We start from the raw sequence: 22,580 nt of genomic DNA on the forward strand, positions 1-22,580 counted from the left end.
TGAATGCGGGTTTTCTTCTGTCAGTCTTGGTAAAACACTTTATCCGTATTGTATTTCGCGCGTAAAGTGTTGATGATGTATGTCTCATAAATTTCGCGTTCCATTGGATCCTCGACAATGATCACAGAAATTTTATTGATTTCGTTTCGGTGATTTTTCACTGGTGAAACAGTATCTTCAAGATGTTTTTTTACGCGTTGGCGAAGCTTGCGTGCTTTACCTGCGAAAAGTAGTTCATCACTTTTATTGTAAAAAAGGATAAGTCCACCTTTGTCACGCGGGATTTCATGGATATCGATGAAGCCATTGATTGGCTTGATTGGCGCTTCGTCACCAGTTATTTTTTGCTCACGCTGGATGATCGTAACATCCGGTTTTGGTATTGTAATTGAAATCAATTTACGCTCACGTCCTCTTCTTTTGTGAAGTTTTATCCTACCACAAAACGGGATGGAAAGCGAAAAGTTATATCTTTGGTGATTTCCCTATGCATCCTACTCATACACTATATAACTACCTAAGAGGAAGGAAGTTATACTTTGGAGGACGTTCCATTAATAATTCATACGAAGATGCTCCCGCACACCTCATCAAAAGTGAAGGTTTATTACCCAGTTATCTCGGATATGGAAGATGCGGCCATTCAAAGGAGCCTAAATCATACGATTATCCATACATTAAATGAAATGCTTGTGAATCAAAATTTCTATGATGATAATCTCGTGGAGATGGTTGCCAATTTTGAAATAAAAACAAATGAGCGAGGGGTTCTTAGCTTAATTCTCATCGTCTATTCATTTACTGGCGGGGCGCATGGGATAACATTCACCAGAGCCTTGACGTTTGATACAAGAACAGGCAAACAATATGAATTGGAAGAGTTGTTCAAAGAGAATAGCGACTATGTGAAAAAGATATCCGATATTATTCGTGAAGATATCAAGAAGTGGAAAATCGAATTACTCGAACCCCCTTTCAAAGAGATCCGTAAAGACCAGGATTTCTATATAGCGGACACTTCAATCGTTATCTTTTTCCAACTGTATGAAATCACTCCTTATTATTGGGGATTCCCGTATTTCCCAATTCCACTTTTAGATTTAAGGGATATTATAAAACCTGATACCCCCCTGGATCGGATGATGGCTTTTACTTAACAATGAAAAACGCGGGCAGTGGAATTTAACTGTCCGCGTTTTTTGGTGATTTCTTATATCGGAAGCCGATGAATATGGCGACTAACCCTAAAATGAATAATGCAAAAGGCCATAATGGAAGGCTTTCTTCATCCTCTGTTTCAGTTTCTTCATGCGGACTACTCACTTCCTGTCCCTCACCTAATGCATTCAAGTCTTCTGTTGCATAGGCAAGTTCGGTTGTTCTGTGGCAAATCGTGGTAGATAATGTATTCGCCACATACATACCACTCATCGTGGCGTAAACAAGATATTTCTTGCCCTTTTCAAAAGGAAGTCCGCAATCTCCATCATGAAGTCCCGTTGTAACTACCGCTTCTGACCCTTCAATCCCCTTCCATACTTCATTAACCTTGAAGTGAATTGTCTTTCCATACCCCCGAATAAGTTTACCGTTTTCAATAATCTCGACGACTTCGCCGGTGAAAACAGCATCCGCCATATCCAAGGCATCTTCAGGCGGCGGTAGCATTGCACATGAGCAAGCAGATGCGTCTAACGGCTTCCACCATAAAAACAGTATGAATAATAGTCCAAATGACAATAAGTATCTTACTTTCAAGCCGACTCCTCCCCTTTAAAGAGTAGACGTTGGCATAAGTGTTTCGTTTCAATATTAATTAACAAACTGGAAGAATTAGAGATTCTTCATTATTCTTCGGCGAGTTGACTGCCGAAGAGACGCTGTACCCTTCGCATTCCTTGAAGTGGGAGTCTGCTGTCGGATATTGATAAAAAACGCGTGCCGTGGAATTTATCTGCACGCGTTTTTTTGTGATTTTTTATATCGGAAGCCGATGAATATGGCGACTAACCCTAAAATGAATAGCACAAACGGCCAAATTGGTAGTGTGGTTTCACCTTTATCTTCTTTCAAACTACTTACTTCCTGTCCCTCACCTAATACGGTTAAATCCTCTGTTGCATAGGCAAATTCCGTTGTTCTGCGGCAAATCGTTGTAGTCAATGTATTCGCCACATACATATCGCCCATCGAAGCGTAAACGAGATACTTCTTGCCCTTTTCAAACGGAAATCCGCAGCCTTCAGTATCAAGTCCTGTTGTAACGACGGCTTCTGACTCGTCAATCCCCTTCCATACTTCATCAACCTTAAAGTGAATTGTTTTACCTTTCCCTCGAACGATGTGTTTACCATTTTCAATAATCTCCACCACTTCGCCGCTAAATACAGCATCCGCCTCAGTGAGTGCTTTTTTCGGTGGTGGCAGAGCGACGCATGAGCAGGCCGAAGCATCTAACGGTTTCCACCACAAAAACAGTATGAACAATAAACCAAATGACAATAAATATCTTACTTTCATGGCGACCCCTCCCATTTAATGAGTAAACGCTAACGCAAGTGTTTCGTTTCAATGTTAATTAACAAACTGGAAGAATTAGAGATTCTTCATTATTCTTCGGAGAGTTGACAGCTGAGGAGACACTGTACGCATTCATTTGGTTTTTATCAAATGGCTTCAGCAGATTCCCTAACGTTTGAATATCCGTATTTTTCGGGTCCAGCCAAATTCCCTCATCCTCTTTTTTCAAAATGACAGGCATCCGATTATGAATCGGTTTCACCAACTCATTTGGTTCCGTCGTAATGGCAGTGCATGTATGGATCAGTTTGCCGTCTGGCGATTTCCACGTTTCCCAGAGTCCAGCGATTGCAAAAAGTTCATCGGTTTTCAGCTTGATGCGCATCGGCACTTTCTCGCCGTCTTTTCTTTGCCATTCATAAAATGAATCCGCTGGAATGATACAACGTTTTTTACTGAAGGCATTTCGATAGCTCGGTTTTTCCGCTAGTGTCTCTGCTCGGGCATTGATCATTTTGTACCCAATCTTCTCGTCCTTCGCCCATGGCGGAATGAGGCCCCATCGTAAATGCCCCAAGCGATTCTTTTCTCCATCATTAATGATTGCTACAACTTGTTGCGATGGAGAAATATTATAGCTTGGAACATAATCGCTTTCTTCAAAAGCGGCTTCAATACGGAATCGTTCCATGATTTCATAGTACGGGGCAAATAAAGTAAAACGACCACACATAAGAATTCTTCCTTTCTTTTGAGACTATTTTGTTAATCGTATCATGAAAATGCGATAGAATCATGATAGGCGTTATGAAAGGATGATCTAATTGAAAAGAACTTTGGTCATTAGTGATATTCACGGAGAACTAAACTTATTTGAAGAGCTACTTAAACAAGTTAACTATGATTCTGATGAAGATCAACTAATCTTATTAGGAGACTATATCGATCGTGGACCTGATTCCAAAGGGGTTCTCGAGAAAGTAATCCAGTTGAAGGAAGCTGGTGCAATTGTATTAAAAGGTAACCATGAGGATATGATGGTCAAAGCAATGTTGACAGATGAAGAAAGGGCTTGGAAAAACTGGACAAACCGTAATGGGGGAAGCCAGACATTGCAAAGCTATGGATTTTCAGAAGAGCAGTTTATCATAAAAGAAGATGAACCGTTCGAAAAACCATCCATCCATTCAGAAAAGCTAAATGAACATATTCAATTCATACAAAGTCTTGACTATTTCGTTGAAACAGACGATGTGATATTCGTGCATGCAGGCGTGCATCCGGAAAAATCCATTACAGATACAGATCCCTATGAACTTATTTGGATCAGAGATATTTTCCATAATGGATATTGTGGGGAGAAAACCGTTATTTTCGGCCATACGCCGACAAAGAATCTACATAAGGATAAGGACAAGCAGGACTACTCCGTATACTTCGGTGAGAATCGTATTATTGGTATAGATGGAGCGGCTGTCTATGGAGGCCAATTAAATTGCTTGGAACTACCAAGCAGAACGGTGTATTGTGTAGAATCCGATAAGTTGAAAGCGATGAAAGAGGGAGATATTCATGACAAACAAACCATATAAAGCATTGGTGACAGATCGAATCTTTTTCGGAGGTGTCGATGCAATTGAAGAGGTAATGGCTAACGAAAAGATTGATGTGATTTACGACTTACGAGCAACTGTAAACGGCGATTTGCCAAGTGAAATCAGTGTCCACCAACCTTTGTTGGATGATGCCGAATCACAAGACGATTCTATCCGCGAGGCTGTAAGTAAAGTGATGGAGGCTTACAAGGAAGGTAAAAACATCTACTTCCATTGTAATACAGGCAGAGGGCGCGGCGGCACTCTCGCTGCAGCAACCTTGCTTGAGTTAGGGAAAGCGGAAAACATCGAAGAAGCCGAAATGATGAGTACAGCCATCCGACCGGAAACCAATATAAAGCCTGCATTTAAGGAAGCTTTAAAAAGGATATACAAGTAAAATGACGAAAGCCGGATTCCATTTGAATCCGGCTTTGCATATTCCAATCAATTTACACGACGTTTTCGGAAAGTCATTATATATAATGCAAGCACTACAAGAACAAGCAGACCTGATAACAAATAAACATTTTGATATCCAAATTGAGAAGCAATAACTCCTAATATAAATGAACCGATAGCTAGTCCTGTGTCAAACAACGTAAAAAATGTTGCAGTCGCATATCCACTTCGATTATGCGATGTTGACTGAATGGCAAGTGTCTGCAAACTCGGAACAAGTGCCCCATAACCCAGTCCAACACACGCCCCTGCGAGAAGGAATAACCCTGCAGAGTTCATGAACGCCAGTATGAAAAATCCAATGAAAAACAATATGAACCCTGGAATCAGGATATACACGGGTCCTTTTTCATCGAAAATTTTCCCAGTTAATGGCCTCGTTATTAGCATGACAGCAGCGAAAACGACGAAAAAGAAGCTTGCAAATGCTAGTAATTCTTTTTCAAGAGCATAAATCGATAAATAGGAAAGAACACTTGCATACGAAAAAGCGATTAAACTTGCTAATAATGCAATTGGAATAGCCTTTTTCTCGAATAGATCATTCCAAGTAAATCGTTTCGATGGTGTTACGGCTCCTTCCACTTTCACATCCGGAATAAGAACAGCCACAACTGCACCAATCAGCATAAGAATGCTCATTAAGATGAACAGAGCATCGTACGAATAAGTTTGGATGATGAACAATGCGATAAAAGGACCGACTACAACGGCCAAATTGGTCGACATGACAAAATATCCAAGACCCGCACCCCGTCTTGTCACTGGAACGATATCAGCCGCGATAGATCCTGCTGCGGTTGTAACAATACTAAACCAAATACCTTGGAAGAAACGCAACGCAAGCAAACCTTCAAACGGAGTAATGAAATAGTAGAGGACGGTACAAATGAGGTAAAAGATTAAACTAATCCAAAGCATCCTTCGTTTCCCAGCTATATCGAGTAACTTGCCTGTAAACGGACGGACAATGATAGCAGATAATAAGAAAATGGTCATCAGTAGACCTGCTTCTTCATCCGTTCGACTTAAAGCGTCTTTTGCATAAAGCGGTAACGTAGATACCAAACCATAAAACACTATGAAAACGGATAAATTCGTTAAGAATAAACTTATAAATGATTTTGTCCAAATCGGTTCTTTATTCAATTAAAAACTCCCCTTCTTATCCAAGTTTTTTTAACAACTTGCCTAAAAGTTCCTCTTCGTCTTTTGTTAGGTTTCTCAAGGAAATTTCTTCAAACTGAATGATGGTTTGTTCAATCTCGGCCATCCTATCTATAGCCTTCCCAGAAAGTCTAACAATTTTCTCACGACGATCCTTGCCTACACTTGTTTCCAACCAACCCATCTGTTCCAAACGGTTGACGGTTCTGGTGATGGTCGGCGCTTCCACATTCAAATACTTCCAAATCTGTGTCAAAGTCATTTCTCCATGTCCATTCACACAATAAATAACAGACCATTGAGCGGCATATAAATCATACTGTTTCAATGCATTATTCAGCTCTTTACTCAATAATCTCGATTTCTGGAACAATTCATGTATTAATGGATTCATTTCCTCACGCCTTTTTATTTACTTAGGTAACTAATATAGTATACTTCGCGGTCCGAAATATGTAAAGAATTATACTAAAATACGAAAATAAAAAACCGCAACCGTTATATGGCACGGAGCGGTTAAATATTAATTTGCAGATGCAGTAATCTTTTGATCCTTCGGCAAACCGAGTCCAACCAAACCGATGAACGGTAAGAAGGAGGCGATGACCATTGTAGGGAAAATTCCGATGGTATCCATTAATGCACCCAGAACGACTGCCCCAATGGCGCCCATTCCGAATGCTAATCCTACTGTCAGACCAGCCATCGTCCCAATTTTACTTGGCACAAGCTCTTGGGCGTAAATGACAGTAACCGAAAAGCTAAGCATGATAAAGAATCCTATCAAAGTCAATAATACACCGACTGCCCATAATGGCATATATGGAAGCATGATACATAAAGGCAAAGGAACGATTAGGGACAACACAATTACGTTTTTACGACCGATTCGATCCGCCATCGGTCCACCGAAAAATGTACCCGCCGCACCTAATGCCATGAATAAGAAGATGTATAGCTGCCCTTGTTCAATCTTTAATCCATAGTCATCCATTAAATAAAAAATGTAAAAGCTTGTAACATTTGTTACGTAGAATGATCTGGCAAAAATAATGATTAACAACAACGTCAATGCAATGCCAATTTGTTTTTTCGTCAGATCCCCGATAGAAGATAGTAAAACTTTTTTGCGATTATTTTTCTTCTCTAAGTCCAACTGTTGTTTATACCAGGCGGAAATTCTTGATAGTATTATTATCCCAAGTGCCGCTACAACGATGAAAATAGCTGCACCCTTCTGTCCAAGGGGCACAAGGACAAATGCACTGATCAAAGGAGCTAAAGCTTGTCCAGAATTTCCGCCGACTTGATAGATCGATTGAGAAAGCCCTCTTTTTGTACCTGCGGCAAGGAAAGATACTCGAGAGCCCTCCGGATGGAAGACAGCTGAGCCAAGGCCTAATAAAATGACAGCTACTAGGATCAGCCAATAGCTTGGGGCAATTGCCAAACCGGCCATACCGATAAGAGAAAACGTCATTCCAATCGGAAGTGCATAAGGCATCGGTTTCTTGTCACTAAAATATCCAACAACCGGTTGAAGAACTGAAGCAACCATATTTAATGCAAAGAAAATAAAGCCAAGTTGGGTGAAACTTAATCCTCTTTCTTTTTCCAAGACAGGAAACATAGCCGGAATAACGGCTTGAAGCGTGTCATTTAGTAAATGACACGCGCCAATTGCAAACATGATTGGATATACTGGGTTTGCGAGATTTTGCGTCTCTTTATTTGAAGTCATATGTATCCCCGCTTTTTTCATAAAATTCGACAATATATGTATAGTATACAGCAACAATTTTCCAGCGCGAGTCCTTTCTTCATTTATTCCATTTCAATTATCGTTTTAGGATATGAAATTTCCGGGTAGATTGAGGGTAAAGTATTCGAAAGGATTGACGTTAATATGTCAATTTTCACTAATGTATCATTGATTGTTTTATTCCCCGCAACACTTTTATTGTTGACGTTAGAAATTGTATTAGGCTCATACAAAGCCCTTTATCCTCAGTGGACAACCAAGCTTGCTATTAGTAATTTGTTTCTTAATATATTATGGATGCTTCTGATTGTCTATTTGCTTCTCAATCCTAATCTAATTCGTCCATATCTTGCGGAATCTTTGGCAAAGGTTTTTCAAAGATCACCCGAAGATATCACTACCCAAGTTTCCCTAATCATCATGGGCGTGGGACTCAGCTCTATTGCAACGACTATTATTGACTCATTCATGGGGTTCAAACATCTCAGGACGGAAAGAATTAAACAGTTATTTAAATAACATATGAAAAAGAGATTGGATTCCCGAAAGAATCCAATCTCTTTTTTAAATTATTCCACTCTACCCTTTTCCGTTCCTGCGACAACAACCGCCGCGGAAGCATCCCCAACAACGTTGACGGAAGTTCTCATCATGTCTAAAATTCGGTCAATCCCTGCAATTAATGCAATCCCTTCAAGTGGCATGTTCACAGATGTGAGAACCATTGCAAGCATGATCATTCCTGCCCCAGGAACTCCCGCTGTTCCAATCGACGCTAAAATTGTAATTAGAACGACAGTCAGTAGTTGCATGAACGATAGTTCCAAACTATAGAACTGGGCGATGAATATGACGGCGACCCCTTGGTAAATCGCAGTTCCGTCCATATTGACGGTTGCCCCCAACGGAAGAACAAAGCTTGATATCTTATTAGGCACTTTCAAGTTTTCATTCGTGTTCTTAATCGTTACAGGCAATGTCCCGGAGCTACTGCACGTACTGAACGCAACAAATGCAGCAGGAGAGATTCCTTTGAAAAATGTTTTAGGATTCATCCCAGCAAATGTTTTTACAGCAGATGAATAGACAAGTACAGCATGCAGGATACAAGCGATATATACAGCAAGAATCACCTTCACTAACGGCAATAGCACGGATAATCCGTATTGGCCGACAACCGGTGCCAACAAACCTAAAATACCGATTGGCGCCACTTTCATGACAATACCCGTTATTTTATACATGATTTCAGCAAAGCCTTCGAAGAACGTGTAAACCGGACGTGCTTTTTCACCGACCAATGTGATGGCAAGGCCAATGAATAAAGCGAAGAAAATGATTTGCAATACATTCCCGGAAGATAATGCAGTGAATGGATTCTCGGGTACGATATTTAGTATCGTCGTAATGGCACTTTGCGGCTCTTTAGTCGCAGCTTCAGGCGCCACAAGCCCCTCCGAAGAAACATCCACACCTTTTCCAGGTGAAATGATAAATGCAACAGTAAGGCCAATGACAATTGCAATTGCGGTCGTCACTAAATAATACGAGACAGTTTTCAATCCAATCCTACCTAACTGCTTAGGATCAGAAGTACTCGCTACACCAACTACTAGTGTAGATAAAATGAGTGGTGCAATAATGAACTTGATAAGCCTTAAAAACAAATCCCCAAACGGTTTTAGAAAATCGATGGAACTGCCAAACACACTTCCTAAAATGATTGCTAAAACAAAGGCAATGAAAATCTGCGTGACAAGATTGAACTTTATCTTCATTCTTCTCCCCTTTCTTATAAATCCTTATACCAACATATACATTTCAGGGAGTTAACATGAATGAATAGTCTATGTATTTAAAAACCCCTTCTCACATTTGTGAGAAGGGGTTTGTAGCAATCAGATCCATCTGCCGACAATCGGGTAATTGTATGTCTCGCCACCAAGGGCTTTTACAATTCCAATAATAGGAACAATTATCGTCATCAATATGAATACAATCAGCATCGGAATACCAATAAGGAAAATAATTAATATTGCCGATATGAATATTAATGCACCCATCACCAATTGGAACAATAATGCCTGGATGGATAGTCTTTTTATCTCCGAATCATCAATAACTAAATAGAGTACGAAAGGGACTAAAAAAGGAGCAAAAAATGCGCTTGCATGTACCAATACTTTTAGGCCGGTTTTTTCCATGATTGAAACCTCCTTTTATGCGTTTCTACTCTATTTTACGGATGAGTGTTTAGGAAGTTTCGTTTTTCAGCTCATTAATTCGTCATATTTTTGATTAAGTTTTTTCACGTCAATCTCTTCAATAACTTTATCGTCTAATTCGTAACGATTCTTTAGCTCTAAAATACGTTTTACACTTTCATCGAGCCTTTCCATGGATATAATTCCTGATTCCACAGCTGCCACCAATGTGTCAAACGTATCTACTTGATTTTGGTAATCCCCGGCAATTAAAAGTAAATCACTACCTGCCAAAAAAGATTGAATGGCCGCTTCAGCCACTGTATACTCATTGACGATTGCACCCATTGTTAAATCATCGGTTATGACAACCCCATTATAATGCATTTCATTCCGTAAAAGATCCGTAATGATTTTCTTCGATAATGAAGAGGGATACTCCTTGTCCAATTCCGGAAATAGTATATGGGCTACCATGATCATATCCACATTTTCATCGATTGCCTTTTGAAAAGGTACTAACTCGGTTTGTTTAAGCTCCTGTAAGCTCTTTTGAATAATAGGCAATGCTTTATGGGAGTCGATATGTGTGTCACCATGGCCCGGAAAATGCTTAACGACGGAAATGATCCCATTATCGGTCATTCCTTTCATAACAGACATACCCAAAGAAGCAACTTTATAAGGGTCGGAAGAGAAGGATCGATCCCCGATTACCGGGTTCTGTGGATTACTATTAACATCTAATACCGGGGCAAAGTTCATATTGTAACCGAATGAGTGAAGAAGCTCGGCAAGATAAATCCCTGTTTCATAAGCAAATGATTCCTTATTCTTTTGTCCAATCAATGAGGCTGCGGGTAATTTCTTCATCCCTGCTGGTATTCGGGAAACTCGTCCACCCTCTTCATCAACCGACAATAATAACTGGATATCATTTCCTTCATTCGCCTTTTTACTATCGTTTAATAATTGTACGATGCCGGATGGTGTAGATATATTTTTGCCTAATAAAATAATTCCTCCGACTTTGTTTTGTCGGATAAGACGGTCAATTTCGCCATTGAATGTTTTCCCCGACATACCAACAATTAATAATTGCCCTATTTTTTCCTCTACGGACATTTCTTCCATCATTAAATCGATACCGGAAAACTCCACTGTAATTGTGTCTGCGACTGAATGTCTTTCAGTGAAGTCTGGAACCTGATGATGGTCCTTTTCAATATTCATTTTAGAACAGCCTGTAAAAAGAAAAAGGGAAAGGACGATTAACCAGCCTACTTGCTTCATCGTCATTCCCTCCTATCTATTTCCAAATTTCCTTCGCACGATCAAGCGTGTCTATTGAAATGCGCCCTTTTAACATTGGGGGCGGACAATGTTTATTATGTTCCGCAATTTTTTCATTCACTTTATCGACTCTTTTTTCCAATTCTACCCGTTCTTCATTCATTATAAACCTGTCGATTTCATACAACATATCACGAATTTCATGCTGTAATTTCAACCAATGCGGTTTATATCCTGCGTCTTTCGCGATGCGTTGAAAATGTTGGAAGGTATCACCTGAAAAATAATCCTTCGGCAACGGTTTTCCGAAGCCTTTCAGGTTTTCCATTCCACCTTCATCAGACTTCTTTTTTAGAATATCACCGATCAGGTCGTTATAGGGAGGCATTGAATTATTATCTGACATCTTGATCCCACTCTTTCATCAGATTTTCATGATTTCATTTTTACCGGATGTATAATCGAGTTTCATCTGTTCAAGTTCAAGCTTCATTTTTTCTGTCTCAATGATGAAATTCTGCTGCTTTAATCTTTCCAGTTCAATCTCTTCACGAACCATATCCGCTTTGAACTTCATTGTTTTCCGCTTGTAATCCGTGATAATAGCAGTGATCGGAACACACATGACGATCCCGACAATTAAAATACCTGTAATGTATCCCATTCCCATACTTCCCTACCCTTCTCTCAGATCTGACCCATTTCAATTATTAAGCTTTCATGACATCATTTTTATCAGATGTATAATCAAGTTTCATCTGTTCCAATTCAAGTTTCATTTTTTCCGTTTCAATAATGAAATTCTGCTGCTTCAATTTCTCCAGTTCAAGCTCTTCCCGAACCAATTCAGTTTTGTATCTTAATGTCTTTTCCCGATGTTCAGTTATGATCGCTACTATTGGAACACACATTACGACCGCTACTATCCAGAATCCGATCATCGTTTTCCACCTTTCCTTTCATCTTTCAGTCCATCGCAGCTCCCATACATACTTATACGGAATTACTTTCTAAAGGTTTCGTCTTCTTTTACTTTGTTATAAATGTCGATGGCATTACAACCCCAACAACTTCACCGCTAACGCATAGAACGTCTCCAGCAAATACCTCTACATTCACTTTCCATTTCTTCGGATGAATCTCTTCAACTGTACCTACTGCCTTTAACACAATCCCCTGTGGTGTCGGCTTCAAATAATTCACATTCAAGGAAGCGGTTACAAAACGTGGAACCTCAGCTCCGTCTCCAGGTTCATGTCCGTTCTTACGATGTAATGCCAATGCGCAAGATCCAGTTCCATGACAATCTACTAGGGATGCAATAACTCCTCCGTATACGAATCCTGGAATCGCTGTGTGCTTTTCTGAAGGCTCATAATATGTAACCGTTTTTTCTCCATCCCAACCAGTTCGGAAATGATGTCCATCTTCATTTAATCGTCCACATCCATAACACCAAGCAAAATCATCAGCATATCCATCTTGTATTGCATTTACCATTTTAGTTGTCATAACGCTCAGCCTCCCTGAATTCTTTGTAGTTTGAATTCTATTATAACATCAAATACTTCATTGTTAATTTTTCTTTCCCCTGAAACATAACATGAGTACTATTCCACATGAGCGACGCCAGCGTATACTATACAAACAGTGACAGGAGGAATTGAATATGAAAATGCGAGCCGTCTTGCTCATTGCGCTATTAATCGGAGGAATTTATGCGATGCTCGAGACTATCAACGATTATAATGAAAAAAGTTTTGATGAATTATTCGAATCAATGAATGCTGAATTCGATTCGCTCACTTTCAATAAACCACCCATGAACGGATCCCCTGCGGAAACCTGGAAAATCATTGATGAAGTTGAAGTGGATGAGTTGCTTAAATTCCTGCAACAATATAGTGTTAAAAAAATCAAATCTGAGGATGTTGATCTTTACGGTTCTATGGATGAGTTGTCAATTAGTTTACAAGATTCGCAAGGCAACAGTCTGACAATTATGGTTGCAGAAAATCTTATTATCCAAAATTCGGCCTTTTATTATGAAATTATTGATGGACCACTTGATATGAACTGGATTGTTCGTTTTATTGTTAGTAATAAATGATTTGTGTATGCCTCCCGCGATAAGTCAAACAGAAACCGATCTGCACGACTTATCGCTACGGCGGATACGAAAAGGTCGCCTATGCTTGAAATCCGTTTAGAATTTATTTTGAAACGTATTGAAAAATCATCGATTTAATCATCGGATTAAGATTTTCGGGTAGTTCTTGAAGTTTGAAAAAACAAGCTTCCGTTGTCTCAACACCATCGGCTTTTAATGCGCCGCCTTGAATGTCTTTTGACACGAACACGATTGTAACAGAATAATACTCATGTCCATTTTTTAATACCGTATGTGTGTGCGACCCCGAGACTACAGTTACAAGGTCAAGCTTCCCGATTTCAATCCCCGTCTCCTCAAGCACTTCCCTTCGACCAGTTTCCTCAGCGGATTCGCCAAGTTCCATGAAGCCTCCAGGAATTCCCCATCGTCCGTCTAAATTTTTCTGTAAAAGGATTTCCCCTTTTTCATTGAACACACCTACTCCAACACCTGTAAGCAATAATGGTCGATTCCCGACCACTTCCCTAATATCCTCTATATATCCCATTTCCCATTTCCCCCTTTATTCACTTTGATTTATATCTGTTTCAATGTTGAACAGATCATAAATGTCCCCGGAATTCTATTGGATATCCCCCCAGGTGAACCTTCAGGAAAAGCCCAATGAATCCCTTTATCTTCTTTCATTTTTCTTATCGTCAATCCTGCATTGATCAAGGCATTTATTACTTCTGATATCGTCCATCTCCTAATGACGTTTTTAGTTAAATTCTCCCGCTTATCTTCTGGTAACAAAGTTGAATAAGCAACATCAACCCCATTACACTCTTCACTAAAATAGTCGCCATCAAGTTTTAGCTCCCCATCCACATAGCGAAGCACTTTTGAAACGAATGGGTGATAATCTCTTACAATAAATAAACCACCTTCTTTCAAATGGTTCGAAACCATTTGGAATAAAGGAGCTAAATCAATAAAATAATGTAATACTCCCATCTCAAGGATAATAATATCGAAAGCAGAAAGTTCTCCCGTTTTTATATCAAGAACATCTTTAACGATGTAATTAATGGAAACACCTGCGGCTTCCGCCAATTCCACGGCATATCGTTTATTATCTTCAGATATATCTACAACTGTGACATCTGCTCCAAGAAGCGCAAAACAGACAGCCTTATTTCCATTGGAGCCCAATAAGTTTAGAACTCTTTTTCCATTTACATCTCCAACTTCATCCAAATAATAACTTACTTTTTTTATTGGATTAGCCTTCAGTTTTTCTGCATAGTGACTTGGAGGACCATGGCGAGATTCCCATGCCTGATATGCGTTTTGGTTCCAACCAATTCTATTTTTCTCACTCATTTGCCTCTGGTTCATAACTTCTCTCCTTTTAGCTTATTAATCAAGCTATCCGGATACAGTATTTTATCCCCGACAATAAAATCCGCTATCTTAACCCAATTCGCAAATGACATATGTTTACCTTCTAAAACTTCAAATTTCTCTTTACTGTAATTTTTCTCTTCTATAAAACCAACACGATACACCTGAATTATTTCATGACCTATTTGTTCATTTATTGCAAAGATATTTTCCATACATCCCATATATCCCTTAATTTCCACTGTAACTTGGAGCTCTTCTTCAAATTCCCTTAAAAGAGCGTCCGTGGATCTTTCACCGAATTCAATCGACCCGCCAATCGGTCGATAATAGGCTCCTACGCCTTTAGAGTGCTTCCCTGTAAATTCTTCGACCAATATTCTACTGCCGGATTGTAAGACACCAATCACTTTGGCCCTCGGGTATTGCTTCAAACCTGCACTCCCTGATAGACATACGGAATCGATGTTTTTAGTAATTTTTTTATCCCTCCCTCATAATAAGGCAGCTCTTCAACCGCTTCATTGAGATCCTTCCACTGAACATCTAAAATCCCATCTCTATCTTGAATGGCAATTTCTCCACCAATCACACCCGTATTGAAGGTGAAAAATAAAACATGATTATTTTCTTTTTGCCTAAATGTCTCATTTACAGCAAGCAGTTTCCCGATTTCAACCGTCAATCCGGTTTCTTCCCACACTTCACGGATTGCCGCTTGTTCCAATGTCTCCCCTTTCTCCACTCCCCCTCCCGGCAACGTCCAATTATTATATTTCTTGTTCTTCACCATAAGAACTTTTCCCTCTTTTAATATGACTGCATACACAACATCTACTCGATTCATTAGTTTAATCCCCCATTTCGTTTATACTAAAATAATAGCCTATCGATGGAGGTCGAACAATGGAATTCAAAAATATCAGTGAACAAATTATACAAAAATACAGAGAGGACGAAACGCTCATGATTCGCCTATTCGTCCAATGGTGCACCAATCACGATTTAGATCCGCAAGCCCTTTATAAAAAAGCATATCCATACCAACTGGAAAACGAAGCCTTAAAGAAAGTAATTGAGAATGATGATGGCTTTGACGAATTTCACATAGACAATGAAACAATGCTTGACGTCCTCCAACTCTTCGGCAATGAAGATTTGGCTTTTGTTGTATCAGAGGAAATTCAACAGCTCTCCAAACTTCAACAAGATTAACTATTATTTCTTCGATGAACCTTACCGGTAGGATAAGAAAAAGCCATCCTCTCCACATGCGGAGAGAATGACTTTCCTTTATAAATCACCAAACTAATAATTACAGTTTTGCCCAACGTTCCTCTAACCAGTTCATAAATTGTACACCCTTGTCGCCTTCATACGCATCAAAGACATCTAAACGCATACGTTTTAGCTTATCCGCAAAGTCTGCCACTGTATGGTCCTTCGGTAAGCTCTTTTTAATCCGTAGGAAAATTTTGTCTGTGTCTTTGATAATATCAAAACGCGCAGGTAATGGCTTCTCTACATTCTCGCCAAACGCCACAAGTGCTTCATAGGCTGCTAATTGCACCTTGTTGACAGTATCATTCTGCATACGATTTTTTAATAAATCAATGACTTTGTCATGTTGATAAGCCGATAACGTTTGGACTGCATCTAAACGCTCTCGCCAGCTAGACGTATAATTGGCCTGTTTTTTTAATGTTTCATACTGCTCAGGTAAAGCTGTTTCAAATTGTTTCAAGTAATTGCACCTCTTTTTTTAACTAAAGGAAAAATGAATTCTTCTTCTGTTTCTTTTATTATACGTTGTCTGGGTGAAAATAGCGAAGAATCGCCTTACGGTAAACCGTATCTTTCAGCAACAAAAATAAGTTTGCTGAATCATTTTTACTTTTCTATTAGTTTGCTATATACTATAATTAGTTCGACTACCGTAATATTAAAAGGGAGAGATGAGAATTGGTTAAAAGCTTACCACCACGTTCTGAAGTAAAAATCGAAGAAACATGGAATTTGCAAGATCTCTTTAAAACCGAAGACGACTACAATGCTGCACTCGTCCAACTTGAAAGTGAAGTCGCTTCATTTGAAGAACGTTTCAAAGGTAAAATGACTGATGAAACTGCAGTTCTTGAAGCGTTAGACGGCTACGCATCCATCATGGGCAAAATGACACCGATTGGCACATATCAAAGCCTATCACTTAGCGTGGACCAAACAAACGACGAAGCACAAATGCGATCAAGCAAATACAGCTCTATCTCTTCAAAGCTTGGAAGCAAACTTTCATTCTTCACAAGTGAGCTTTCCGAAGTATCCAGTGAAATCCTTGAAAAAGCAATGAACCAATCCGACGATTACAAAAATTATCTTGAGGAATTGATTCGCCAAAAGCCACACAAACTGCACCCAGAAGTGGAAAAGACATTAGCTGCATTCTCTTCCGTACTGAATGCGCCATACGGCATTTACAATACGACAAAATTAGTCGATATGAAATTCGACAATTTCGAAGTAAACGGGGAAGAATTCCCTCTAAGCTATACAACTTTCGAAGGCGGCTGGGAGTCCGAAGTCGACACGGAGAAAAGAAGAGCTGCATATGACTCATTCCATGCCAAATTAAGAGAATATCAGCATACAACTGCAAAAGCATATGACACGCATTTGCAAAAGGAAAAAACAACTTCAGACTTAAGAGGACATGACAATGTTTTCGATTTTCTTCTTTTCAACCAAGAAGTTGACCGCTCTATGTATAACCGTCAAATCGATTTGATCACGGAAGGCCTTGCACCGCATATGCGCAAATATGCAAAACTTCTTCAAAAAGTTCACGGACTTGACGAGATGACATTCTCTGATTTAAAAATTCCTTTGGATCCAAATTACGAGCCAAAGATTACAATTGAAGATTCAAAGAAATACATTGATGATGCCCTATCAATTATGGGTGAAGATTATGTGAACATGGTGGATCGTTCTTATAAAGAGCGCTGGACAGACTTTGCGCAAAACGTAGGTAAATCTACAGGAGCATTCTGTTCAAGCCCTTATGGCGTACACCCTTATATCTTAATTTCTTGGACAGGCAGTATGGAAGATGTCTTCGTTTTAGCGCATGAGCTTGGACACGCAGGACATTTCTATAACGCCCATCAGCATCAAAACATTTTCAATTCACGTCCTTCCATGTATTTCATCGAAGCACCATCGACGATGAATGAAATGCTTGTGGCGAACCACCTGCTTTCCAATTCGGATGATCCGAAATTCAAGCGTTGGGTAATCTCGTCCATCGTAGCACGTACGTATTACCATAACTTCGTTACACATTTACTTGAAGCAGCTTACCAACGTAAAGTGTATGAGCGTATCGATGCAGGCGGCAGCGTCAATGCCAATGTATTGAATAGCTTGAAGCGCGGCGTATTGGAAGAATTCTGGGGCGATGACGTAAAAATCAATGAAGGTGCAGAATTGACTTGGATGCGTCAACCTCACTACTATATGGGCTTATACCCTTACACATACAGCGCAGGTTTGACGATTTCAACACAAGTATCGAAACGAATCCTTTCAGAAGGTCAACCGGCTGTAGATGATTGGTTGAAAGTACTCCAAGCAGGTGGTACAAAATCTCCTGCTGAACTTTCGAAAATGGCGGGCGTTGATATTACAACTGAACAGCCATTGAAGGATACAATCGCTTATATCGGCGAATTGATCGATCAGCTTGTAGAATTGACTGACGAGATCGAAGCAGCAAACGTTCAATAAGTTCATTAAAAGCTGTCCCCGCCTTTTTTTAGGGACAGCTTTTTCATTGTTTCATTGTCATTCATGTAACCTTCAGATATGATAATACATATATTATTCTACTGAAATGAGGGGTTCTTTTGCCTTCCACACAATCCAATTGGTATGTACGCTTTGGCTGCCTGGCACCGATTATAGGAACCATTGCCCTTTTTACCCTTGTCAGGCAAGATCAATTTCTATACGGATTTATTTTTTTCGCAATCTTTTTCGGATTCGCAGCCCTTTTCCTGACTTTAGCAACACGTACAGAAAATAAACTAAAAGCAAAACAACTTGAGCATCTTGAAACATATAAGCCCAAAAAATCAACTTATCATGAAACACATGCATTCGTTTCTGATGACCTACTTTCAAAAATCGCCATTGATGAACGAAACAGGAGAATTCATTTTTGGGAACCCTCTTTGCTTGCTGACGGTAAGCGCGTATCCAAGGCCTATTTAAAAATGCCTTATGAAATATTTGATTATTCATATGAACAGTTATTGGCTATTGAAACATACGAAAATGGTATTCGGAAAAAAGTGGTCTTTAGCGAGGTCGAGGGGACAACCGATAGACTCGAGGCGATTGGACAATCCCTCGATCCCGTTATTAATGAAAAAATGTCATTGGCGAGAAAAGCAATCCTTCGAAAAACCGTCACGATTGAAATGAAAATTATAGTGGATGATGAAACAAAGCCATTCCATATTATTCGTTTTTATTCAAATCTTGATAAACGGCTTAAAAAGGAGTCTCCTGAATATATAGAGGTATATCGCAAAATGAGTCATTGGATTACACTATTAACGTTTATTATGGATCAAAATCGAAAATATTAATGAATTCATGATGCCGCCCTTATTATGTGGGGCGGCTTTTTTCATATGACTAAAATCATGTTGAGTTCGCCCTATCGCATATAGTAGAATGATAGCAATCGGTATTCTGATGAGTCTAAAAAATACGAAAACGGGGTTGTTCATATGATTTCAAATCGATTAAATAACATGCCTCCACACTTTTTTTCCGGGTTAGTTAAAAAAGTTGAAGCAGCGAAGCAATCCGGTCTGGACATTATCAATCTTGGAAGAGGAAATCCCGATCAACCGACACCTGATCACATTATTAAAGCTTTGCAGTTAGCCGCGGAACGTCCGGAAAATCATGGCTACTCGCCATTTAACGGTATTCCAGAACTACGAAAGGCAGTTGCAGATTTTTATAATCGGGAATACGGTGTGGAGGTGGACCCTGATACAGAGGTCGCCATTTTAGGCGGTTCAAAAATTGGGTTAGTGGAAATTCCCCTTGCGATGATGAATGAAGGTGATCTTCTCTTATTGCCTGATCCAGGGTATCCTGATTATCTATCAGGTGTTAGTCTTGCAAACATCAAGTATGAAACGATGCCGCTTCTTAAGGAAAATGGGTACATGCCAGACTTTGCTTCAATTTCAGATGAGGCGAAGCAAAAAGCAAAGATCATGTATTTGAACTATCCGAACAACCCGACGAGTGCCGTTGCAAACATTCCTTTTTTCGAAGAAACGATTTTCTATGCAAGGGACAATGGAATATTTATCGTGCATGATATGGCGTATGGAGGAATCGGTTTTGATGGAGTTAAGCCGGTAAGTTTCCTTCAAGCGGATGGAGCAAAGGAACTCGGAATCGAACTGTATACGTTGTCGAAAACATATAATATGGCTGGTTGGAGGGTCGCCTTTGCAGTAGGAAATGCAAAAATGATTGAAGCCATAAGCAGATTGCAAAGCCAGCTGTTTATCGGCATGTTCCCCGGAATCCAACACGCTGCAATCGCGGCTTTAGGTGCAGATCAATCATGTGTGGGTGAACTGACGGCACTATATGAGAGTCGTAGAAATGTATTGATAAGCGAATGTCAGCGTATCGGATGGGACGTAGAAGCACCGAAAGCCTCATTCTTCGCTTGGTTGCCTGTTCCGGAAGGCTATACGAGTGAATCATTTGCGGATATCCTTCTTCAAAAAGCAGGAGTCGTTGTTGCTCCAGGCAACGGCTTCGGCAAACATGGGGAGGGTTATGTACGTGTGGGATTGTTAGAGAGTGAAGAGCGGATTGCAGAGGCCGTTGGAAGAATTGAGGCGTTGGGGATATTTACGGCGAGTGAAGCTTAACTTGCAATGAGGCCGCCAATGATGGCGGCCTTTTTGTATGCTCATGGGCAGGCTTTGGGAACGGCATATACTTCTTGAGCGCGGCACGCACTTCTTGAGCGTGGCACACACTTACTTGAGCGCGGCATGCAATTCTTGAGCGCGGGACGCACTTACTTGAGCGCGGAACGTAATTCTTGAGCGCGGAACGTAATTCTTGAGCGCGGGACACACTTCTTGAGCGCGACCCACGCCCTCCCCTTATTTCTCAAATCCAATATGAATCGAATCCGCAATATGCTTATATCCAATTTCCTTATAAATCTTATTTGAAGTAGGATTCATCATATCAGTATATAGAACACAGAAATCATACTCTTTTAAAAGCTCCATGGAGCCGTATGCCACCATCGTCCGAGCATATCCTTTCCTTCGTTCCTCTTTCGGTGTAAAGACCAATGAGACCGTGACTCCATTCCTTGTCGGCCTTGATTTCTTCATCATTGAAACAACTTTCCCTTCATCTTCCCACAAGAATACTTCCTGTGCTTCAATGAATTGTGTGACTCTATCTTTCACAAGTTCAATAGGAGTCCTTTCCAAATTCGCATCATCTTCAAAAAACGAATACCAGCTTACAATCAATGAATGATCATCCATCGTCGCATACCGCCAACTTCCCGGACTCATATCAATCGTTTTATCGACATTTTCCAATCGATAAAGCCCTTGATCCATCAAAAGTTTTTGCTTTTCTCCTGTATGTGCCACCCATTTGTCTGCAAACAACTCAGCCCATTGCTTCAAGCTAATAACTGATGTGACAGTGACTGCAGTTTCGTTAATTTCACGGATAATGAAATCTATCACTTCATCAATTTTACTTTCATCCACAATGACAAGATTTACTGGATGTGGGGGTGTCATTTGAAGAAGTGCAAGTACCTCATCCCCTTCCACCACTGCTGCCATGAATGGATTCTCATACTTCCCCGCCTTAATTGCCTGTAAAACACCATAAAACAAGCTGAAGACATCCTCTTGCTTCTCAACGATCGGTTCGGCAACCGTTGCAAATTGCTTTGCGTTCTCAAATCGAATAAATTCCATTCCCCATCCCCCATTTCTTTTCCAGTATTATACAGACAATTGACAGATTTGTCATCCATGTCTTTTAATATCTTAGGTCCAGAAATAGCAAAAAAAGACATGCAGAATAGCATGTCCTTTTCAATATGTAAATCACTATTCGCTTCACCACAGCAACGGCTTTTGAACCATTAACCAAAGCATGATGAGCAAAAGCCCAATATAAATCCACGAAGTCCTATTTAGTACGGTCAGGATTTCTCCTTTATTACTTTCAGGAAGATGATACCTTTTAAGCACTTTCGTAAAGCCAGTCGAAAGAAAAACGCCCGATAACAGCATGATGGCAAGTGTTGCAATCACCCATGAAGTATACCAAGGCCATGGCCCAGTCAGAATAAGCAGCACACCTGAAATGACTAACACATGTCCTGCGTGCATGACAATTCTAATAATGACATGGATGACCGATAAAAATGCACTTTCGGATGATTCGTCGACATTCCGCAGCCTCTTAATCGAAGGCATTAATAGGAATAATGGTCCGATGGAAAGGACTGCGGAGAAGACGTGGACAAAAACGATTGTCCCGTACATGTATTTCATAACATTAGTCAGTAACTGGGCTGAATTCGTGGACCCACACGCTCATTTGAGGAAGCCAAGGCATTTTCGGGTGTAAAGCTAAAATGGATTGTTTATATTCTTCCATATTTGCATACCCTTCCTTAACTGCATGCTCATCAGTTATCTCGCCGAGTGTTTGTTTGTAGAGCTTATCAATTTTGAACTTCTTCCCATCCAAAATCATGATCTCGTCCGGATATGCATAGACGCCATTTCGTCTCGTAGCTGTTTTTTCTCCTCTTAAAACCTTCTGTACATCTTCAGGAATTGTAACAAGACGTTCGATCGAGCAAGACTTTTCTGGTAGTTCATTCATACTGCATCGCCCCTATTCTTAATCTACTACTATCATAGCGATTTCATGCTTTTTTATCCAATGAAAACCGGTGCTTCCTATATCATTTCACATTTCAG

The 22,580-nt window shown here is 40.0% G+C and carries 31 protein-coding genes; 9 read left to right on the forward strand and 22 right to left on the reverse strand.

What is annotated here, in order from left to right:
- Positions 1 to 20 precede the first annotated feature (20 nt).
- A complete protein-coding gene (locus tag ACFPZG_RS07170) occupies positions 21 to 398 on the reverse strand; it encodes a nucleotide excision repair endonuclease (protein WP_283732510.1) in 378 nt (125 codons plus the stop codon).
- Positions 399 to 596: 198 nt separating this feature from the next.
- On the opposite strand from ACFPZG_RS07170, the gene ACFPZG_RS07175 reads away from it, so the two are divergent.
- Entirely contained in the window at positions 597 to 1,157 is a 561-nt protein-coding gene (locus ACFPZG_RS07175) for a DUF3298 and DUF4163 domain-containing protein (protein WP_381426453.1), read from the forward strand.
- Between the two features lie 25 nt (positions 1,158 to 1,182).
- Here the strand turns inward: ACFPZG_RS07175 and ACFPZG_RS07180 are convergent, their stop codons facing one another.
- From ACFPZG_RS07180 to ACFPZG_RS07190, 3 genes are all read right to left on the reverse strand, one after another.
- On the reverse strand, positions 1,183 to 1,758 hold the full coding sequence (locus tag ACFPZG_RS07180) for a hypothetical protein (RefSeq protein ID WP_283732512.1): 576 nt from the start codon (positions 1,756 to 1,758) through the stop codon (positions 1,183 to 1,185).
- A 192-nt stretch (positions 1,759 to 1,950) separates the two neighbouring features.
- A complete protein-coding gene (locus ACFPZG_RS07185; RefSeq protein WP_283732513.1) occupies positions 1,951 to 2,520 on the reverse strand; it encodes a hypothetical protein in 570 nt (189 codons plus the stop codon).
- A 58-nt stretch (positions 2,521 to 2,578) separates the two neighbouring features.
- Positions 2,579 to 3,253: an SOS response-associated peptidase gene (locus tag ACFPZG_RS07190; protein WP_283732514.1), complete on the reverse strand. Its 675-nt coding sequence runs from the start codon at positions 3,251 to 3,253 to the stop codon at positions 2,579 to 2,581.
- Positions 3,254 to 3,344: 91 nt separating this feature from the next.
- Between ACFPZG_RS07190 and ACFPZG_RS07195 the strand changes: the two genes are divergently transcribed.
- Both ACFPZG_RS07195 and ACFPZG_RS07200 read left to right on the forward strand, forming a co-directional pair.
- Positions 3,345 to 4,112, forward strand: a complete 768-nt coding sequence (locus ACFPZG_RS07195; protein ID WP_317940671.1) for a metallophosphoesterase family protein — start codon at positions 3,345 to 3,347, stop codon at positions 4,110 to 4,112.
- Positions 4,093 to 4,515, forward strand: coding sequence for a protein-tyrosine phosphatase family protein (locus ACFPZG_RS07200; protein WP_283732515.1), 423 nt, complete (start codon positions 4,093 to 4,095; stop codon positions 4,513 to 4,515). The genes ACFPZG_RS07195 and ACFPZG_RS07200 overlap by 20 nt, the downstream gene beginning before the upstream one ends.
- A 47-nt stretch (positions 4,516 to 4,562) precedes the next feature.
- Here the strand turns inward: ACFPZG_RS07200 and ACFPZG_RS07205 are convergent, their stop codons facing one another.
- The 3 genes from ACFPZG_RS07205 to ACFPZG_RS07215 all read right to left on the reverse strand — a co-directional run bounded on the left by ACFPZG_RS07205 (position 4,563) and on the right by ACFPZG_RS07215 (position 7,485).
- Complete coding sequence (locus tag ACFPZG_RS07205) at positions 4,563 to 5,726, reverse strand: MFS transporter (protein WP_283732516.1); 1,164 nt, start codon at positions 5,724 to 5,726, stop codon at positions 4,563 to 4,565.
- 16 nt (positions 5,727 to 5,742) lie between these two features.
- Complete coding sequence (locus tag ACFPZG_RS07210; RefSeq protein WP_283732517.1) at positions 5,743 to 6,138, reverse strand: MarR family winged helix-turn-helix transcriptional regulator; 396 nt, start codon at positions 6,136 to 6,138, stop codon at positions 5,743 to 5,745.
- Positions 6,139 to 6,267: 129 nt separating this feature from the next.
- Positions 6,268 to 7,485: an MFS transporter gene (locus ACFPZG_RS07215; protein ID WP_317940670.1), complete on the reverse strand. Its 1,218-nt coding sequence runs from the start codon at positions 7,483 to 7,485 to the stop codon at positions 6,268 to 6,270.
- 165 nt (positions 7,486 to 7,650) lie between these two features.
- Here ACFPZG_RS07215 and ACFPZG_RS07220 point away from each other — a divergent pair, with 165 nt between their 5' ends.
- Positions 7,651 to 8,025: a hypothetical protein gene (locus tag ACFPZG_RS07220; RefSeq protein ID WP_283732518.1), complete on the forward strand. Its 375-nt coding sequence runs from the start codon at positions 7,651 to 7,653 to the stop codon at positions 8,023 to 8,025.
- A gap of 50 nt (positions 8,026 to 8,075) precedes the next feature.
- On the opposite strand, the gene ACFPZG_RS07225 is transcribed toward ACFPZG_RS07220, so the two are convergent.
- From ACFPZG_RS07225 to ACFPZG_RS07255, 7 genes are all read right to left on the reverse strand, one after another.
- Complete coding sequence (locus ACFPZG_RS07225) at positions 8,076 to 9,278, reverse strand: dicarboxylate/amino acid:cation symporter (protein WP_283734677.1); 1,203 nt, start codon at positions 9,276 to 9,278, stop codon at positions 8,076 to 8,078.
- Between the two features lie 126 nt (positions 9,279 to 9,404).
- On the reverse strand, positions 9,405 to 9,710 hold the full coding sequence (locus ACFPZG_RS07230; protein ID WP_283732519.1) for a DUF4870 domain-containing protein: 306 nt from the start codon (positions 9,708 to 9,710) through the stop codon (positions 9,405 to 9,407).
- A gap of 66 nt (positions 9,711 to 9,776) precedes the next feature.
- Positions 9,777 to 11,003: a beta-N-acetylhexosaminidase gene (gene nagZ, locus ACFPZG_RS07235; protein WP_283732520.1), complete on the reverse strand. Its 1,227-nt coding sequence runs from the start codon at positions 11,001 to 11,003 to the stop codon at positions 9,777 to 9,779.
- A gap of 16 nt (positions 11,004 to 11,019) precedes the next feature.
- A complete protein-coding gene (locus tag ACFPZG_RS07240) occupies positions 11,020 to 11,409 on the reverse strand; it encodes a DnaJ family domain-containing protein (protein ID WP_283732521.1) in 390 nt (129 codons plus the stop codon).
- 18 nt (positions 11,410 to 11,427) lie between these two features.
- Positions 11,428 to 11,667 (reverse strand): hypothetical protein, encoded by a 240-nt coding sequence (locus tag ACFPZG_RS07245; protein ID WP_283732522.1) that lies wholly within the window; start codon positions 11,665 to 11,667, stop codon positions 11,428 to 11,430.
- A 46-nt stretch (positions 11,668 to 11,713) separates the two neighbouring features.
- Positions 11,714 to 11,944: a hypothetical protein gene (locus ACFPZG_RS07250; RefSeq protein ID WP_283732523.1), complete on the reverse strand. Its 231-nt coding sequence runs from the start codon at positions 11,942 to 11,944 to the stop codon at positions 11,714 to 11,716.
- 88 nt (positions 11,945 to 12,032) lie between these two features.
- Positions 12,033 to 12,515 (reverse strand): PaaI family thioesterase, encoded by a 483-nt coding sequence (locus tag ACFPZG_RS07255; protein ID WP_283732524.1) that lies wholly within the window; start codon positions 12,513 to 12,515, stop codon positions 12,033 to 12,035.
- A 157-nt stretch (positions 12,516 to 12,672) separates the two neighbouring features.
- On the opposite strand from ACFPZG_RS07255, the gene ACFPZG_RS07260 reads away from it, so the two are divergent.
- Positions 12,673 to 13,113: a hypothetical protein gene (locus ACFPZG_RS07260; protein ID WP_283732525.1), complete on the forward strand. Its 441-nt coding sequence runs from the start codon at positions 12,673 to 12,675 to the stop codon at positions 13,111 to 13,113.
- A 103-nt stretch (positions 13,114 to 13,216) separates the two neighbouring features.
- On the opposite strand, the gene ACFPZG_RS07265 is transcribed toward ACFPZG_RS07260, so the two are convergent.
- From ACFPZG_RS07265 to ACFPZG_RS07280, 4 genes are read right to left on the reverse strand one after another with little or no spacing between them, the layout of a single operon-like run.
- A complete protein-coding gene (locus ACFPZG_RS07265; RefSeq protein WP_283732526.1) occupies positions 13,217 to 13,663 on the reverse strand; it encodes an NUDIX hydrolase in 447 nt (148 codons plus the stop codon).
- Positions 13,664 to 13,692: 29 nt separating this feature from the next.
- Positions 13,693 to 14,496 (reverse strand): class I SAM-dependent methyltransferase, encoded by an 804-nt coding sequence (locus ACFPZG_RS07270; protein WP_283732527.1) that lies wholly within the window; start codon positions 14,494 to 14,496, stop codon positions 13,693 to 13,695.
- The gene (locus tag ACFPZG_RS07275; protein ID WP_283732528.1) at positions 14,493 to 14,936 is read right to left on the reverse strand and encodes an NUDIX hydrolase; all 444 of its coding nucleotides are present in this window, start codon (positions 14,934 to 14,936) and stop codon (positions 14,493 to 14,495) included. Before ACFPZG_RS07275 ends, ACFPZG_RS07270 begins: the two co-directional genes overlap by 4 nt.
- Entirely contained in the window at positions 14,933 to 15,349 is a 417-nt protein-coding gene (locus ACFPZG_RS07280; protein WP_317940669.1) for an NUDIX hydrolase, read from the reverse strand. Before ACFPZG_RS07280 ends, ACFPZG_RS07275 begins: the two co-directional genes overlap by 4 nt.
- A 59-nt stretch (positions 15,350 to 15,408) precedes the next feature.
- Between ACFPZG_RS07280 and ACFPZG_RS07285 the strand changes: the two genes are divergently transcribed.
- Positions 15,409 to 15,717 carry a hypothetical protein gene (locus tag ACFPZG_RS07285; protein ID WP_283732529.1) on the forward strand — a complete coding sequence of 103 codons (309 nt, stop codon included), beginning with the start codon at positions 15,409 to 15,411 and terminating at the stop codon, positions 15,715 to 15,717.
- 100 nt (positions 15,718 to 15,817) lie between these two features.
- Here the strand turns inward: ACFPZG_RS07285 and ACFPZG_RS07290 are convergent, their stop codons facing one another.
- Positions 15,818 to 16,246, reverse strand: a complete 429-nt coding sequence (locus tag ACFPZG_RS07290; protein ID WP_283732530.1) for a HEAT repeat domain-containing protein — start codon at positions 16,244 to 16,246, stop codon at positions 15,818 to 15,820.
- A 218-nt stretch (positions 16,247 to 16,464) separates the two neighbouring features.
- Between ACFPZG_RS07290 and pepF the strand changes: the two genes are divergently transcribed.
- From pepF to ACFPZG_RS07305, 3 genes are all read left to right on the forward strand, one after another.
- Positions 16,465 to 18,285, forward strand: coding sequence for an oligoendopeptidase F (gene pepF, locus ACFPZG_RS07295; protein ID WP_283732531.1), 1,821 nt, complete (start codon positions 16,465 to 16,467; stop codon positions 18,283 to 18,285).
- A 119-nt stretch (positions 18,286 to 18,404) separates the two neighbouring features.
- Positions 18,405 to 19,151 (forward strand): hypothetical protein, encoded by a 747-nt coding sequence (locus tag ACFPZG_RS07300; protein ID WP_283732532.1) that lies wholly within the window; start codon positions 18,405 to 18,407, stop codon positions 19,149 to 19,151.
- A gap of 144 nt (positions 19,152 to 19,295) precedes the next feature.
- A complete protein-coding gene (locus ACFPZG_RS07305; protein ID WP_317940667.1) occupies positions 19,296 to 20,471 on the forward strand; it encodes a pyridoxal phosphate-dependent aminotransferase in 1,176 nt (391 codons plus the stop codon).
- A 240-nt stretch (positions 20,472 to 20,711) separates the two neighbouring features.
- On the opposite strand, the gene ACFPZG_RS07310 is transcribed toward ACFPZG_RS07305, so the two are convergent.
- From ACFPZG_RS07310 to ACFPZG_RS07320, 3 genes are all read right to left on the reverse strand, one after another.
- Positions 20,712 to 21,560 carry a GNAT family N-acetyltransferase gene (locus ACFPZG_RS07310; protein WP_283732533.1) on the reverse strand — a complete coding sequence of 283 codons (849 nt, stop codon included), beginning with the start codon at positions 21,558 to 21,560 and terminating at the stop codon, positions 20,712 to 20,714.
- A gap of 144 nt (positions 21,561 to 21,704) precedes the next feature.
- Positions 21,705 to 22,145, reverse strand: a complete 441-nt coding sequence (locus ACFPZG_RS07315) for a hypothetical protein (RefSeq protein ID WP_381426454.1) — start codon at positions 22,143 to 22,145, stop codon at positions 21,705 to 21,707.
- 4 nt (positions 22,146 to 22,149) lie between these two features.
- Entirely contained in the window at positions 22,150 to 22,482 is a 333-nt protein-coding gene (locus ACFPZG_RS07320) for an ASCH domain-containing protein (protein ID WP_283732535.1), read from the reverse strand.
- Positions 22,483 to 22,580 lie beyond the last annotated feature (98 nt).

Source organism: Sporosarcina thermotolerans, assembly GCF_042658975.1.
In the GTDB taxonomy this organism is placed as follows: domain Bacteria; phylum Bacillota; class Bacilli; order Bacillales_A; family Planococcaceae; genus Sporosarcina; species Sporosarcina thermotolerans.